Consider the following 15,377-nt stretch of genomic DNA (forward strand, 5'->3'; position numbering starts at 1 on the left):
TTTATGTCGCAAAAAGAAACTAAAAGTAGGGCCTTTTTAAAATGGGCAGGCGGCAAATTTAAGCTGGTTGATGATATAAAGCGGCATTTACCCAAAGCTGATTTATTGATTGAGCCTTTTGTCGGAGCTGGCTCGGTATTTTTGAATACCGATTATAAGCAATATCAACTCAATGATATTAATGCTGATTTAATCAATTTATATCAAATAGTACAGCGTAATTCAGAGCAGTTTATTGCAGATGCAAGCTCGACATTCTGTGAGAGCAGTAATCAGAAAACTAGTTATTTAAGCTTGCGTCAGCAGTTTAATCAAAGCCAAGATCTCTATGAACGTGCTGTATTGTTTTTGTACTTAAATCGACATGGTTATAATGGCTTATGCCGATATAATTTATCAGGTAAGTTTAATGTCCCTTTTGGCAGCTATAAGAAGCCTTATTTTCCATTAGCTGAGTTATGGTTTTTTGCCGAAAAAGCCCAGCGCGCTAACTTTATCTGCAGCAGTTATCAGGATGTCATGGCGCAAGCGCCAAGTGGCGCCGTCATTTATTGTGATCCACCTTATGTTCCTTTAAGCAAAACGGCAAGCTTCACTAGCTATGCTAGTGCCGGTTTTAATTTGGATGATCAAGCGGCTTTGGCCAATCAGGCTGAGTTACTGCAACAACGTGGAAATACGGTTGTCATTAGTAACCATGATACAACTTTGACGCGTAAGATATACCACCAAGCAAAATTACACAGTATTAAAGTAGGTCGCTCTATAAGCCAAAATGGCGCTGGCAGAAAAAAAGTAGCTGAATTATTTGCCGTCTATGCTGGGGGAAAAAATAATCTTAACTTAAAACCCAATTGACGACCAAGAGTAGAACAAAGACAAACAGTAGGGTGAAAATAACCGCAGTTATAATATAGGGGACAGGGCTTTTATCTGTAAAATCATGTTGCCGTTGTTGTTCAGATTGTACACCAATCAAACCACCTAATACCGCTTTAATTACCTTAAAAAATGACGGTTTACGTTGACGGGCTATGAAATATTTAAGCTTTATTAGCTGGAGAAACACGATTAATTAGCTCTAGTAAGTCAACAAAATGAAATTGGGTAGAGCGACTTTGGCCTTTGATCCAACTTAACCAACTTTGGGTATGTGCTTGGACACAAGATTTAGCGTTATCAACATTTAAGTCATAGCATTCTTGAGCGGCTGATTTTACGAAAAATAGACTGACAACAGCAATAAATACCGTACTAATCGCAATAGTTTTAAATATTGTTGTTGATTTCATGTAAATTCCATTTTGCTTAAAAGCTTTTCCATCATAAAACATTTGCAATAGTGATACAAGGTGATTAATTTTTGTTCTTAATCGCGTTTATGAGTTAGCAGTGTAAATTACTAATTTCAGCGCAATTTACAATGCTTATCAGTTATAATCGTTTAAAATTTAGTATCAATTATAATGGATAACAATTATGCAGCCTTATCTTATTGCTCCTTCTATTCTTTCTGCTGATTTTGCCCGTCTTGGTGATGATGTTGCAGCCGTACTTTCTGCAGATGCTGATGTAGTGCATTTTGATGTAATGGATAACCATTACGTGCCAAACTTAACGATGGGGCCTATGGTTTGTAAAGCATTGCGAGATTTTGGTATTACAGCCCCTATAGATGTTCATTTAATGGTAGAGCCCGTAGATGCTTTAGTGCCACAATTTGCCAAGGCTGGTGCGAGTATTATTAGTTTTCATCCAGAAGCGTCAAAGCATATTGATCGTACTGTGCAATTAATTAAAGATAATGGTTGCCAAGCCGGTTTAGTGTTTAATCCTGCAACTTCGCTAAGTTATCTTGATTATATGTTAGATAAAATAGACTTAGTGTTGTTAATGTCTGTAAACCCAGGCTTTGGTGGCCAAAAGTTTATACCCGCAACACTCGATAAGCTTGCTGCAGTACGTAAATTAATAGATAACAGTGGCCTAGATATTCGCCTAGAAGTTGATGGCGGCGTTACCGTAGATAATATCAGCGATATCGCTAAGGCGGGCGCGGATATGTTTGTTGCCGGTTCCGCTATTTTTAATACCGACAATTATGCTGCAACAATCGCTAAAATGCGTCAGCAGCTTAGTTTAGTCAGCAGATAAATACGGGGTATAAGCCCATAAATTTGTTATTATAAACATCAGGATCAGCATTATTTCTGGTTCGGTTAGCAATAACATTAAATAAATAATTAATTTGATTAAAAGTGGACAGAATTATGAGTAATAAACCCATTGTATTTAGTGGTGCCCAGCCATCGGGCCAATTAACCATTGGTAATTATCTTGGGGCATTACGGCAGTGGGATAAGATGCAAGATGACTTTGATTGTCTATATTGCATTGTTGACTTGCACGCTATTACTGTACGTCAAGATCCTGAAAAACTTCGTGCAGCCTCTTTAGATAGCTTAGCCTTATATTTAGCTTGTGGCATGGACCCAGAGCGCTCTGCTATTTTTATGCAATCTCATGTGCCTGAACATAGTCAGTTAGCTTGGGTGCTAAATTGTTATACTCAGTTTGGAGAATTGGGCCGTATGACCCAGTTTAAAGATAAATCTGAGCGACATAACAATAATGTCAATGCCGGTTTATTTACCTACCCAGTGTTGATGGCAGCAGATATTTTATTGTATCAAACTAACCAAGTTCCCGTAGGTCACGACCAAAAGCAGCATTTAGAGCTAGCCCGTGATGTAGCTATGCGCTTTAATGCAGTGCATGGGGATGTTTTTACTGTGCCAGAGCCTTTTATACCAGGTGTTGCCGCTAGGGTGATGAGCTTACAAGAGCCTACCAAGAAGATGTCTAAGTCGGATGAAAATCCATGGAACTTTGTTGGCTTATTAGAAGAACCTAAGGTGATAAGCAAAAAGTTTAAAAAAGCCATGACCGACTCGCAAGATCCGCCACGGGTTTATTTTGATTTAGAAAATAAACCTGGCGTTGCTAACTTACTCAGTATTTATAGTGGTGTAACGGGTAAAACGGTTGCAGCGTTAGAAGCAGAGTACGAAGGCAAGATGTATGGCCATTTGAAAACTGATGTAGCTGATGCGGTTATTGCATTACTTGAGCCGGTACAGCAAAAATATAAAGCGTTAAGAGAAGATCAAGCCACCTTAAATGAGGTTATGCGCTCTGGGGCAGAAAAAGCCCGTAAACGGGCTGCAGCAACCTTAGCTCAGGTAAACCAAGCGGTTGGTTTTATTACACCTTAAATCGCAGTGTAATAGCTATAGCCTAGTCAACTAGGCTATAGCACTTAGCGTTGTAGCATAAAAGTTTCATATTCTAAACGCAGAAACTGTCTATTAATGAGTATAAGTCCGACAAGGGTGCTAATAAGCATAGATAAGGCGAAACCATAGCCATAAAACTGCGGGCCAAGTTGAACCGATAATTCTGAGAAGATAAGATTGGTACTGGCCATAACAATAATTAAGCTTAGGGCCTGATAGCGTTTATCTAAATAGAACATCACATTTAAGATAGCCATTACAAGAACTTGTAATGATACACCGACTAAGTCGACGTATAGCAAATGCAGATAAGCTAAATCTATTTGTAATAAAGTAAGTATTTCTTCACTCCACAGAAGCAATAACGCGAGTGTAATCCCCTGGATTTTAAATATTTGGTATAAGCTGTTTTTACAGTCCAGCACCATTTTGTCTTTTAGTAAAAAGATGGCTTCTAACGTACCGCCTTCACGTACTGTCTTGTAGAATTTTTCATTTGATGCTGCAAAATCTGTTTCCATATGAAGCATAAAAACCGCCATTCCCGGAATAATGGCTAAATAGGCAATAAAAATAGGCAGGTCATAAATATAAGAGGCGCGAAAGACATCTATAACGTTAAATGACACCTCAGGGTGAAACCAGAACACAAACTTATCGACCCATACGCCTAGGTTATATAACAAGCCACACCAAGCTAAAGAGTAAAAAGCTTTACGCCTGTTTAGAAATTGAAATGAAACCAGTGAATCTGAGCTGTAATTGCGTAGTACAAAAAATAATAAAATAAACGCAATTAAGCCTTGGCTCGCAGCAAAAATAATTAATAAGCCAACTAAGCCATTAGGGGGTAAAAGCCATGATGCTAAAACCATAATGCTATAACCCCCTAATAAGGTTACAACAATTCGGTAATATTGTTTCATACCGCTTAGGAAAACAATAATTAACCATAAGTTACATAAGGCAATAAAACCACAGAATAGAGCGGTTTTTATCGCAGGAGGTAAGGAAGTATAACTAAGTGCTGTTATTGCTAATACACTGCCTAATACTGAAACTGTCATCATACAACCTAATAAATTAGGCGTGACAAGTTGCTCTTTTTTTTCGAAAATTCTATCGGAAATAAAACGTGTGAGTAACAGCTGAAATAAGCCACTTAAAATTAACGATGCAGCCATCATGTAGGTGACTAATACTAAGTATTGAATAATAAGCGTGCTTGGCAATACACGGCCAATACTGAGCATGCCTATTATCATTAAGGCTAAAATAGATAGCACCCAAGGTCCTGAGCCAACCACAGCAGCTAAACCATAGGCTTCTAAATAGGATAAAAGAGTATTTTTCTTCAGGATCCGTCTAAGCTCAAAACCTATTCCTGCCACGATAAGTACTCCTGATATAGGCTTTGATACCGCTGATACATAGTTGCTTCCTGGTAGTATTTTTTTACTCGCTGATAGCCATTCTCAGACATCTGTTGCCAATGCTCATCATCAGACAACAAGGTTAACAAGGCTTGGCTAGCTTGATTAGGATCAGCAATATTTATAATGTAACCACAGCGACCAAGCTGTTGGTCTTGGTCATTCATGCCTTCAACTATCTCTTTGCAAGCGCCAACATCAGTCGCAATACAGGGTATACCTGCAGCCATAGCCTCTAGTAAAACTAAAGGCTGAGCTTCACTAATTGAGGTCAGCATACAAGCGCCTAGTTTAGGTAGGATCTCTGCAACATTTTGCATGCCTAGAAACTTAACATGTTGCTTAAGATCTAAACTATTAATTAGCAGCTCACACTCTTTAACATAGTTAGGATCTTCTTCTGTTGGTCCTATTATCCAACCTTGTAGATCGGGCTGTTGATTAATAGCAACTCGAATTGTTCGTATAAAGGTTTTAATGTCTTTAATAGGCACCACACGGCCAATTAAACCGACCACCTTAGGCGGAGACGTATTGCGCTGTTGGTAAGCTTGAGCAAAGCGTTGCATATTTATGCCATTAACTATAATGCCTGTTTTTTCAACTGGTGCACCGTCTTTTATTTGCCGCTGCCGATTGCCATCATATAACGCAATAATATCATTAGCTTGATCATAAGCTGTGCGACCGAGTTGTTGAAAAAAACTGATCCAAGTTTGCCGTGTTAGCTCCATTTTTTTGTGAATACTGGTATCTAAGGCACTATGACGATCTTTAATCCAACTAGCTTGGGTTAAGTCGATAGTACGTTCTTTTGTGTAGATGCCATGTTCAGTTAATAAAAAGGGGACCTTTTGGCTTTGTTTGGCTAAGGCACCTAAAAAACCTGCGTAGCCGGTAGAAATGCTATGAAACATAGTGGCTTTAGGCAATTGTCTTGCTATTTTGGCTAGGGTAAATAATGGGCTATAGATATTCCTGAAGGTCCAAAAGTAATCGACAAAAGATTGATTAGCCGACTGTGAAAAATATAAATCAACCAGCACCTGCCACGAACGTTCACTATATAAAAAATCATCGTAGCTAAGGCCGTTATCATGGCCTAATTGTTGTATTAGTATGTCAAGCTGATCTGCAGACAGTGATTGCTCACTATTGCTAAAGCGCGATAATATCGCCTGCCACATACTAAAAGCCTGCTTTTTACCCCGTCTTGCTCTAGGTGATAATATGCCGTCTCTGTCCATTAAATAATGCTCTTCTAAACCAACCACATTATCTGGTAATTCATAGTGTTGCTTGCCATAAAATGCCTTACTGCCACCAATAAAGACTAAATAAAATTTATAGTGAGGTAGACCAGTAATTAATTGATGCACCCAGCTAGAGACACCGCCACGGACATAGGGGTAGGTGCCCTCAAGTAACAAGCAAATATCAATATGCTTCACGAGACCAGTACTCCTTAATCTCATCAAGATTTTCACCAGCAGCAGTCGGTAGGCTATTTAGCATAGGCTTAATGCTTTGATAATTACCTGTAGCAAAAGCCGCTTCAGCTAAATAGGGCGCTACTTGGCGTAATAATAAGCCGTTCTGACTAGCTTGTTGCAAATAATGTATCGCGTTAGGATAATCTTGCAGTTCAAGTAAAACGCGGCCTAGTTTTAGTTGAGCTGGCGCTGTGGGTTGTATTTCTTCAGCTTTTAGTAGGTACTGTTTCGCTTGTGTTAGATAATGCTGTTTTAAAGGGCCATCAGCTATACCTAAATAACATAACTCCCAATACAAAGTAGAAATTTGATAATAAGCGTCATAATTTTTTAAGTCAGAATTTAGCTCATCAATTTTTTGATTAATGGCAAACTCAATTTTTTCAATTGCGGCATAAGCTAATAACCGAACGTCATCAACTTTATCGGTTAGGGCTAACTTTAATAATGGCATAGCTTCACGTTGTGGTAAAAAACGACAAGCATTTACAGCGATTAATCGGCGCTCCTCTGATGGGTTAAACAATAAAATATCTTTAAGCGCAGAGGTACCATATCGTTCTCCTTCAAAAATATCTGTATTTAATGGTAGCTCTAATATTTCTGAACGTTTCCACCCTTTGTCGGTTTTCTTTTTGGGAAAATACAATGCAATTAAAAAAATCAATGTTAAACCAAGCATACCAATAACCGGCATACTAAAAGCAATAACAAAAATAAAAGCCATAGCCGGTATAACCGGACTTTTGTATTTCATAGGTAAGACTAACCAACAGAAAAGCGTGAAACTTGCAGTACTTATAGCATGATTGATGGCATAGCCTAGCCAACCTAAAGTACTTAGTTGATCAAGACCTAATAGATAGAGACTGGCCGATTCAAAAAGAATCGTTTGCAGAATCAACCATATCTTCATTTAATGCTCCTAAGTCTTCTAGTAGGCTATTTACTTGCGGCAACTGCTGACTAACAATTAATGGCCCTACAACATCAAGTTCTGTAGCGTTTAACTCAGTGTTTTTTCCTAGCAAGGCTGTTATACGCTCAATAAAATGATTAGCCTCGATTAATGAAGTCATCGGTAGTAGTACACACAATGCCTGTCTGCCATCTTTGCGTTGACAAGCCCAGTAAACATCAGCGCCTCTTCTATAATCAGTGACTTGATATAAGTTTAAAGATTGGGTTTTACTATTGTCATAAAACACAACTAGAACGCTATCTACGCTATATTTATGCATATACCAATGTTGATTTTTAAGATAGTCGCAGAATAATTGTCCTTGCTCAGGATATAAAATAGGGGCAAATAAATCGTTAGAAGTGATATTGGCAATATAACTGGCTAATAGAGCGATTAATGCAATATTGCTATCGGTTAGCGAAATAAACTGTACTTTCTCTGCTAGAACGATGGCTTTTATCTCATCTCGTAAGTCAACTAAAGGGATAACAAGTTGGTAATTGAGATTTTGTGATTTATGATCAAGAAAGCTTAATGGTGAGAGAACAGCTTTAGACTCAAAAGCATCGTTAAGCATTAAATCATCTGGATATAACTGATGCTTTGCCCCTATTTTTGCTAAAGCTTGAGGTTGTATCTGATTATGTTTAACTTCATAAAGACCAGCTTGAAATAAACCTATAACGTCAGAGAAAACCTGTAAAGATTTATCCGCTATATTTATTAACTGTTTATCTGGGGAAGAATTAATTTGTTGCTGTATTAAATGGATACCCGTGCGCAAACTAATTTGTTTGCCCGCGGCGCGTTGTTCTAGTTGGTCATGCGATACTTTTAACAGGTGATAGTTTTGCGTAAAGCTGGCTAGTTTTTGCTCCATATAACGGTAGTTTAATTCATAACGCTGGTTGATATCGTACCAATGGTCACGAAACTCACCTACTAACATGGTAATAACAGCGGTTCCTACGGCAACTGAAATACTAATATCAATTTGCATATCAGCTAAGCGATTAAAAGCCCCAGCTAAAATTAATAAAGTGATAAAACTCATCATGCCACGGCCAAAACCATAGCGTAGCGCAATTAAAATTGGACCTAACATAGGCCAATAAAAATAATCTGTTGCTACTTCATGGGGTAATGCTGAGAGATATAGCCAAATAAGTGCAGCTGCAAAAGAGACGACAAGCATTTCAAACCAAGCAAAAAGTTGGCGATCGCTGCCTAATAATAGTCGTACAAAAATAGCATTAGCGCGACGGCGCTTATTAATCGGCATAGAGCAATTATTCCCAGTTCAACGCATCAAGTAAGTTGTCAAAAGCTTTTAAAGCAATATGAGATAGTGACTCACGGCCCCAGCCACTCTTAGAAACTGAACCACGCCATAAAGTATTGCTTTCAGTCGAACTTAAAATAAGTGTAACGCCTATAGCGGGCTCGCCATCTAAACCGTATTTATATTGCCATTCTTGCACTGAACCTGTAATGACATAGCCACTAGGCTGATTTGCTAACCAGTTTTTTGCTTCCGTTAGACGTTGCTGTGGCTCTAAGCTGGCTTGCAGATCATTAACATTACGCTTTGGGTAGAGCATAACATTAAGCCCTGACTCTGCTAATACCGAAGCCAATAATTGTTCAGCCTGGCTTTGCGCCATTGGCATACTTGACTGGTTTTCAAGCGGCATAATATATACGGTTTTATTACTGTCTAGCACAGGGCTTGAGCCATTAAATTGTGTGGCACAGGCACTTATCATCAACATTAGTATGATTACCCATAAGGTTTTCACATTCTTCTCCTTAATTTTAAAAATCAATAAAATAACCTAGATTCCAACTTAGATTTTTTTGACCGTTTTGGTCAGCACTTTGCCAAGCTGTTTTGAAAAATAGTTCGTCACTGCCAAATAGTGGAATACCCACACTAAAATTAATACTGTAATCTAACTCTGAAGTAAGTAAGTTATAGCCCAAAGCCGTGTCTAGACTAAAGCGTGGTGGCTTATCATCGGGTCCTGGCTCACCGACATTACCATGAATAATTGTTTGGCCAAGTGTTAGCCGCCGATAGTCTTGGCTTATAAAATCAGCTGCATTGATCGTCTTAGATGGAAAATAAGTTGATATTACACTTAAAGGCTGGGTGCTTAAGTTATTTTTATGATAGTCGAATTGGCTATAGAGCTGCCAATTTGGATGCAAGCTTAGCTGTTCGCTTAGGCGTAATGAGGTTTGTAACTGCTGACCAATATAATCTGAAAAGTCAGAATTAAACTCGGCAGCTGAGACGGTTAAACTAACTTGCTCGTAACGGTTTACTTGCCAAGCACCGCGCCATTGCAACCTATCTTCATAGCCTAATAAATATAAATTCTGACTTTGTTTGCTTGGCATATTGTTGCGTAACTCTACTTGTTGCGAAATACGCGGCGAACTTTGCCAATTAAGTTTCAATTGTTGGCCGAAAATGGTTTGCTTAAATCTATCACTCATCGACAGCGAAAACTCTAAGCCACTAAATGCAGACCAATTACGGGTTTTCCAGTTAAGTTGCAGTAAGTCTCTATTATAATTATCAACAATAGTCGATGCTGCTGTGCCATGTTCAAGCTGATAATCTAGCCTAAATAAGCCATTATAAATTGGTTGGTAGTAACTTAACTGTTCGGTATTAATTTGCCAACTATCATAGTTAGTGTGTTCAAATCTAACGCCGTGACTATGTAAGTTATGTGCATTTGCTAAAAAGCGTTGTAAAGGTGCGATTTGCTGCTTAATTGTACCAGCGTGTAAAGAGTGCTCGGCTGTTTGCCAAGCCGAGAAGTTTTGGCCTATTTTGCTTAGTGCTGTTGCTCGCTCAAGCGGTGTTAAGCTGCTGCTTGCGCTAGTAATGGCTTTAATTGTTTTGTCATCATTATAAGCAAGGGCTATTGCTAGCTGAATGCTGTCATTAAAGTTTGTACGTTCAATGACGGAGTGGGCTTGCCAATAAGCGAGTCTCTGTAAACCGACGCTGGTTATATCTGTATAGAGCTCAGAAAATGGTGTAACACTATCTTGTTGATAGGCCTGTTGTAAGGCCAATTGTTGTTTAGTTGCTACATAGGCGGGTGATACAAATAAGCTAAGTAATGCTTGATAGCTTAACTCACCTTGAGGCAACTGTCTTAACTGCTCGGCCAGTGTGGTGAGTACATACCAGCGCAAAATTTGCGCTTGCTCTTCATTACCTTGTTGCTCTAGCAATAAGGCCCAAGCTAATTTATTGGCGGCAGAGGCATATTCAGACTCATCCAACCGTTGATACCATAATTGGGCTTGCTCACTTAAGCCCAAAAGTTGAGCGGCATAAGCCAAGGGTTGAAAAAACGTACTATTGTGTTGCAGATTGGGTACTAATTGCCAATATAGTTTGCTCAGCCATTTTTTATCTTCTGTACTAATCGCTAGCCAAAAGCTACTTTCAATAATCTGCTGATTGTCTGGGTACTGAGTATGAAGCTTGACCAAAAGCTGTTTTGCTTGAATAACATCTTGATGATATGTGGCTAGACTTAAACGAAGCAGTTGTACGTCTAAGCTCATATTTTGCTTTAAGTTTTGCTCAATATTATGCTCAACCTGGTTTATTAACTGCGTGTTGTTAGCATTGATTGCATAATTTAAAATATGCGATAAGACAACAAGAGACCCGCTGTCTAAATAATATTGCCAAAGCAGTTTAAGATCCGTTTCGTTATTTACCTTATAACTACTGAGCAATGCATAAGGATCAATAGTGCGATCTTTACGCGCTATGCGCAGCTCTTGGATTAGACGTTGGGTTTTATTGTCACCAACATATTTAGCTAATGCGTCTAAAGTGGCTAATTGATTTAAGTTTAAACTGATTAAGGGAGTGTGCTTTTTAAACAAAGCTAAGGCTTTATCCGGCTGGCCTAGCGCAAGATAAGCCTGAGCAAAGTATTCTGCTTCTTGGTAATTTAACGTGCTATCAAGGTTTAGCTGTTGCCAAAGTTGAATAATTTTATCTTGCTCGCCAATAAAGTTATAAATACGGGCTAAAGCAAACCAATAATAAGCTTGCTCAGGATAGCGCTGATACAGGGACTGTAAGCGCACAAGGGTCTGCTCAGCACCATAGGCTTTATCGTTATAGTCTAACCATTGTGTTTTTTGTTGATCACTGAGTTGATTTTGCAAGGCTAGCTGATAGTAAAAATCACTTAAGGCTAATACATCACTTTCGGTCGCTGCTTCTGCTAGACCTTGGCGTAAAATAGTCGGATCTGTACTTTTTTGGAGCATTAACTTCGTTAATTCTAATGCTTTTCCCGGTTTGCCCAGCCATAACTGATAGTCGTGTAATTGTTTAATATGGGCAAAACTAGGCTGCTGCTTGACGACCTTAGCTAACCAGGTGGCAGCGGCTTGGGTATTGCCATTGGCCGCAAATAATTGGCTGGCTTGTAGCCAATCGCTAGTGTCGCTACTTTGCAGCGCTTTTTTTAGCGCATAGTTAACACTTTTTTCAGGTAAGTTTGCACTTAGCATAAAATTGATTAATGTTTGCAAACAGCCCAGCTGGCAGTCAACTTTAGTTATATTGTATTCAATAAAGTGAGTGCCAGCTTGCCAATTTTGCTCGCTGGCAAACAAGCTCACTAATGTCACAAACTGCTCAGTTGTTGGTTGTTGTTGAAAATCTTGTTTGAGGTGTTGAATTGCTCTTTGATTAAAGTTTGCTTGTAAGGCCAAATCGGCAAGTTGTGTATGGTTTTTTGTATTTTGCTGACTTAATAATTGATATGCCAGCTTGGGCTGACCAATTTGCAGGGCATAACTTGCGAATTGCTCTGCATTAGCGCTGGGTTGCACTTTTATTTCATTGTGCAAAAACTGTTTTAATTTTGCTGTTGAAGATTGCTCACCATTAAAGCTCAATTGCAATAAGCTAGTGGCATAGAGCAGTTTTGCAGGTGCCTCAAACTCTGAGCCCATAAAGCGAGATAATGGCTCCAGTTCAGTTATTGCTTGTTGGTAGTTTGTTAAATTTGCGTATTGTTTTGCTAGCACTAAGTCTAACTTTAACGAAGGAGAACTGTCGTCTTGTAATACCTCTAAAAAGGCGATAGCAATATTTGGATCTTGAGCATCTTCCATCATCCTAACAAGTAAATCTTTATTGGGTTGCAGTAACCATAATAGGGTTAAGGTAACGCCAGCTAGCGTAATTAGCGTTCTTCTATTAATTAAAACTATCCGAGACTTTTTGCTATTAGCATAGGTATGCGCTTGCTCAGGAATAGGTTTATCTATTTTTCTCACTTATCTGGCTCCCCAATTTGGGTAGAAGAGCAAGCGACACTAATATCAAAATAACCCTGCTCAGGGCTAGTAATACGCATGTTACTTTTGCTAGCAAGACTGCTGATTAGCTTGCTGTTATTAGAGGCTATACTGCAATTTTGAGCCTTAGCTAAGATGATATCTAAAGGTTGATGGCTTTGTATTGTAAAGTGAATGCCTTTAGAGGTTCTTTGCCAGTGTTGAATTTGACCATTAGCTGATTCTAGGTGCACATTGCCGTTAAAATCTTGCTTATTAGTGGCAGCGGTTAACTTGCTACGCGCTTGGGTTAAACTCACATAGCGGCCGTCGGGGCCTGAAGTTACACCGGCGATGCCTTCACTTTGTGCTGATAATGTAAAGTCAGAAGCAATACGTAAGCTTTTTATTCCAGTGCTACTAATGTACCAGCTAGTGTCATTAATTGATTTAGCTATACCCGTTTCATATAAAGCTGTCGCTCGCTGTGCATATTCACTTAAATATAATGGGGTGAGTGTTTGTTGTTGAGCCCATTTATAAACCTGTTTTAACGCCGCAAGTGAGCTTGGATAAACACCAGAATACATATGATAGTAAATACTAACTGGCTTTAACCGTCTTGGTTTACCTAATAAGTCAAAGGTTTCAGTTACCCGTGAGTAGCTATTATAATTTGCTGTCCACAAGGCGGTATATAAGTTTTCATTAATGGTAGGTGCATAAACTTGAACACCGTCTTTATACCAATTTAGGTGTGGGTAAACTTGGGAGATAGAATAGTTATCTTTTAATATAAACGTATTACCTCCATTTACATTTAATAAGCCTAGTTGTTGAGTTTTAGCTATAACGTCTTCAGTAGGGTTGGCCATGCCAGACCATAAAAATACTTTTACTGGCTTATCTTTTGGCGCCAATTGCTGATTAATGTAATTAACGCTACCATCAATTTCGCGGTTTAAATCTTGGGTGTAATTAGGAACAGGTAAAGAATCGCCATAGAGTTTTGTTGTCACATTAATTCGTTCGTCCCAAAAAAAAGGATGACTAAAAGTATGGGATGCCACTTCTACATTATCTAATTGAAAAATTTTACGCGCTATCTGCTCTAATTTATCGGCTATATCTGGGTAGAGGCCATGTTTGGCTATTTCTGCTTCAACAACAGATACCGTATGAGGTAAAGTTGATTGGCTTAAAATGTGCTCATAAACTGATTGACCTGCAAAAGGTTTGCCTGGCAGCCAAGCGACTGATGGAAAACCATCGCCATCAATATGGGCTGTAATAACACGCCGTCCAGACTCTGTTGTAATATCGGGTACGGGGATTTGCTCTAATTTTAATAAGGGCATTAGATACTCAAAGGGATCTAACGGCCAACGACTACGATTATTTATTAACTCTTGTACGTTGAGCGGTTCTAGTAAAACGCCACCCCAAGTTGTGCTTGCCACTGCAATGCCTTGCTGTTGCTTCTGATCATACAAGCTGGCCAGTATTTTATGTCCAGGATCAGTACTTAAGTAGCGGGTAAACTGATTAGGCAACGCACTGGGTAGCGGGTAGGTTAGCGATGCATTATGAATACTTAATTTACCCTCATAGCTACCTGCTGCTTTTAAGCCTAATAAAGACAGTATTTCTGAATTATCAGGTAATTTGCCGATAAAAACGGTAGGAACTTGGTTAATTACCTGCTCAATACTTGTTTGTACTGCCTTATTGTTATAACTGGTTTGAGCTAACCAATAGATAACCGCAGCAAACTGATGACGATTATTTGCTGTTAATGGAAAATCATGGATATTTTCACATTGCGGCACATAGCCATAGTATTCAATTAATACGGATAAATAACGGTGACAGTAAGATTGTTTTTTTAGCTCAGAATTACCGTCATAAAAGCCTAATACCCTGCGCGCTATAGGGTAATGGCTTGAAACACCAAACTGACTAAGGAGCCCATCGCTGATATAAGGTGTATAGCCACGAGCCTGAATAGCGCCAGCAGCTTCTATTCGTGCGGCTTGCTCTGGTGGTAAATAATCGATAACTATGGCTTCTATACCAGCTTGCTTTACTTTATCTAATTGACTTGAAAGCCATAAGGTATCTTGGCTTGTTTGTCTGAAGTAAGCGTTATTCTCTACATCGTAGCCATTAATTAATGATTCAGCGACAACGGCATAGGGGGGCTTTTTTAACTGTGATAAAAGGTTAAAACCACGGTTTAAAATTAAGTTGCCGTTGCTAACTTGAAGTTGGTCAATAAGTGATACAAGGGCGTGTTGCTGTGCTGCATATTGCTTTGGACTTACTGCTAGTTGATAGCTATCTAAGGTATCTAAAAATACGCCGTCATAACCTTGCTGCTTTAATTGTTGTGCTTTTTGCACTAAGTAATTACGCCAATCTTGTTGATTAGCATCCATTATTTTTGCTTGCCACTGCTTGTTGTTACCGATTATTGCCTTAGGGTACAGCTGAGCAATTGAGGGGTTAGCCTCGCCTACACTTAAATAGGCAAAGACTTCGGTATTGGCTGATTTAAGTTGTTGTAACTGTAAGGCTGAAATACTTGAAGACTCAATAACAACACGCTGATAGCTTAATAGCTCACGAACTGAATCCATATTAGCGTAATAAAAAGCGATAGATTTGGCTGTATTGCTTTGTGCTGCATGTGAAAAGTTAGTGGATGCAATTACGTTGAACAAAATATAAAATAACAAAAGTTGACAACGTAAAAGGGGTCTTAGCATTCGGTTACCTGACTACATGATGAATTTTTCTAAATTAGTGTAGTTTTATAAGTATAACTAAAGCTTGGTAGTATATATATTATTGA

At 38.8% G+C, this 15,377-nt stretch carries 12 protein-coding genes; 3 read left to right on the top strand and 9 right to left on the bottom strand.

The genetic code is table 11. From position 1 onward, the window contains the following. Positions 1-3 precede the first annotated feature (3 nt). Entirely contained in the window at positions 4-858 is an 855-nt protein-coding gene (locus ACRCA4_RS02785; RefSeq protein ID WP_433183824.1) for a Dam family site-specific DNA-(adenine-N6)-methyltransferase, read from the top strand. Here ACRCA4_RS02785 and ACRCA4_RS02790 read toward each other — a convergent pair. Together ACRCA4_RS02790 and ACRCA4_RS02795 are read right to left on the bottom strand one after the other, a co-directional pair. Next, positions 839-1,069 (bottom strand): DUF2970 domain-containing protein, encoded by a 231-nt coding sequence (locus ACRCA4_RS02790; RefSeq protein ID WP_433183826.1) that lies wholly within the window; start codon positions 1,067-1,069, stop codon positions 839-841. The two genes, ACRCA4_RS02785 and ACRCA4_RS02790, sit on opposite strands and share 20 nt — an antisense overlap. Next, positions 1,044-1,292 (bottom strand): hypothetical protein, encoded by a 249-nt coding sequence (locus tag ACRCA4_RS02795; RefSeq protein ID WP_433183829.1) that lies wholly within the window; start codon positions 1,290-1,292, stop codon positions 1,044-1,046. The genes ACRCA4_RS02790 and ACRCA4_RS02795 overlap by 26 nt, the downstream gene beginning before the upstream one ends. 187 nt (positions 1,293-1,479) lie before the next feature. On the opposite strand from ACRCA4_RS02795, the gene rpe reads away from it, so the two are divergent. Beyond that, positions 1,480-2,154 (top strand): ribulose-phosphate 3-epimerase, encoded by a 675-nt coding sequence (gene rpe / locus ACRCA4_RS02800; RefSeq protein ID WP_433183832.1) that lies wholly within the window; start codon positions 1,480-1,482, stop codon positions 2,152-2,154. Between the two features lie 116 nt (positions 2,155-2,270). Next, positions 2,271-3,275: a tryptophan--tRNA ligase gene (trpS, locus tag ACRCA4_RS02805; RefSeq protein ID WP_433183835.1), complete on the top strand. Its 1,005-nt coding sequence runs from the start codon at positions 2,271-2,273 to the stop codon at positions 3,273-3,275. A 44-nt stretch (positions 3,276-3,319) separates the two neighbouring features. On the opposite strand, the gene pelG is transcribed toward trpS, so the two are convergent. The 7 genes from pelG to ACRCA4_RS02840 are packed head-to-tail and all read right to left on the bottom strand — an operon-like array spanning position 3,320 to position 15,291. Next, positions 3,320-4,687 carry an exopolysaccharide Pel transporter PelG gene (gene pelG, locus ACRCA4_RS02810; RefSeq protein WP_433183838.1) on the bottom strand — a complete coding sequence of 456 codons (1,368 nt, stop codon included), beginning with the start codon at positions 4,685-4,687 and terminating at the stop codon, positions 3,320-3,322. After that, positions 4,675-6,180: a GT4 family glycosyltransferase PelF gene (gene pelF / locus ACRCA4_RS02815; protein ID WP_433183841.1), complete on the bottom strand. Its 1,506-nt coding sequence runs from the start codon at positions 6,178-6,180 to the stop codon at positions 4,675-4,677. Before pelF ends, pelG begins: the two co-directional genes overlap by 13 nt. After that, positions 6,167-7,138, bottom strand: coding sequence for a hypothetical protein (locus ACRCA4_RS02820; protein WP_433183844.1), 972 nt, complete (start codon positions 7,136-7,138; stop codon positions 6,167-6,169). Before ACRCA4_RS02820 ends, pelF begins: the two co-directional genes overlap by 14 nt. Continuing rightward, positions 7,101-8,468 carry a PelD GGDEF domain-containing protein gene (locus ACRCA4_RS02825; protein ID WP_433183846.1) on the bottom strand — a complete coding sequence of 456 codons (1,368 nt, stop codon included), beginning with the start codon at positions 8,466-8,468 and terminating at the stop codon, positions 7,101-7,103. Before ACRCA4_RS02825 ends, ACRCA4_RS02820 begins: the two co-directional genes overlap by 38 nt. 7 nt (positions 8,469-8,475) lie before the next feature. Beyond that, positions 8,476-8,985 (bottom strand): hypothetical protein, encoded by a 510-nt coding sequence (locus tag ACRCA4_RS02830; protein ID WP_433183849.1) that lies wholly within the window; start codon positions 8,983-8,985, stop codon positions 8,476-8,478. 16 nt (positions 8,986-9,001) lie between these two features. Further along, complete coding sequence (locus ACRCA4_RS02835) at positions 9,002-12,523, bottom strand: tetratricopeptide repeat protein (protein WP_433183852.1); 3,522 nt, start codon at positions 12,521-12,523, stop codon at positions 9,002-9,004. Beyond that, the gene (locus ACRCA4_RS02840) at positions 12,520-15,291 is read right to left on the bottom strand and encodes an endo alpha-1,4 polygalactosaminidase (RefSeq protein WP_433183855.1); all 2,772 of its coding nucleotides are present in this window, start codon (positions 15,289-15,291) and stop codon (positions 12,520-12,522) included. The genes ACRCA4_RS02835 and ACRCA4_RS02840 overlap by 4 nt, the downstream gene beginning before the upstream one ends. Positions 15,292-15,377 lie beyond the last annotated feature (86 nt).

Source organism: Rheinheimera sp. WS51 (assembly GCF_050936095.1).
Classification (GTDB): Bacteria; Pseudomonadota; Gammaproteobacteria; order Enterobacterales; family Alteromonadaceae; genus Alishewanella.

Excerpts from the sequence above, each read along its gene's own strand:
- ACRCA4_RS02785 (WP_433183824.1), top strand. The coding sequence starts at position 4 with ATGTCGCAAAAAGAAACTAAAAGTAGGGCCTTTTTAAAATGGGCAGGC.
- ACRCA4_RS02795 (WP_433183829.1), bottom strand. The coding sequence starts at position 1,292 with ATGAAATCAACAACAATATTTAAAACTATTGCGATTAGTACGGTATTT.
- rpe (WP_433183832.1), top strand. The coding sequence starts at position 1,480 with ATGCAGCCTTATCTTATTGCTCCTTCTATTCTTTCTGCTGATTTTGCC.
- trpS (WP_433183835.1), top strand. The coding sequence starts at position 2,271 with ATGAGTAATAAACCCATTGTATTTAGTGGTGCCCAGCCATCGGGCCAA.
- ACRCA4_RS02820 (WP_433183844.1), bottom strand. The coding sequence starts at position 7,138 with ATGAAGATATGGTTGATTCTGCAAACGATTCTTTTTGAATCGGCCAGT.
- ACRCA4_RS02825 (WP_433183846.1), bottom strand. The coding sequence starts at position 8,468 with ATGCCGATTAATAAGCGCCGTCGCGCTAATGCTATTTTTGTACGACTA.
- ACRCA4_RS02840 (WP_433183855.1), bottom strand. The coding sequence starts at position 15,291 with ATGCTAAGACCCCTTTTACGTTGTCAACTTTTGTTATTTTATATTTTG.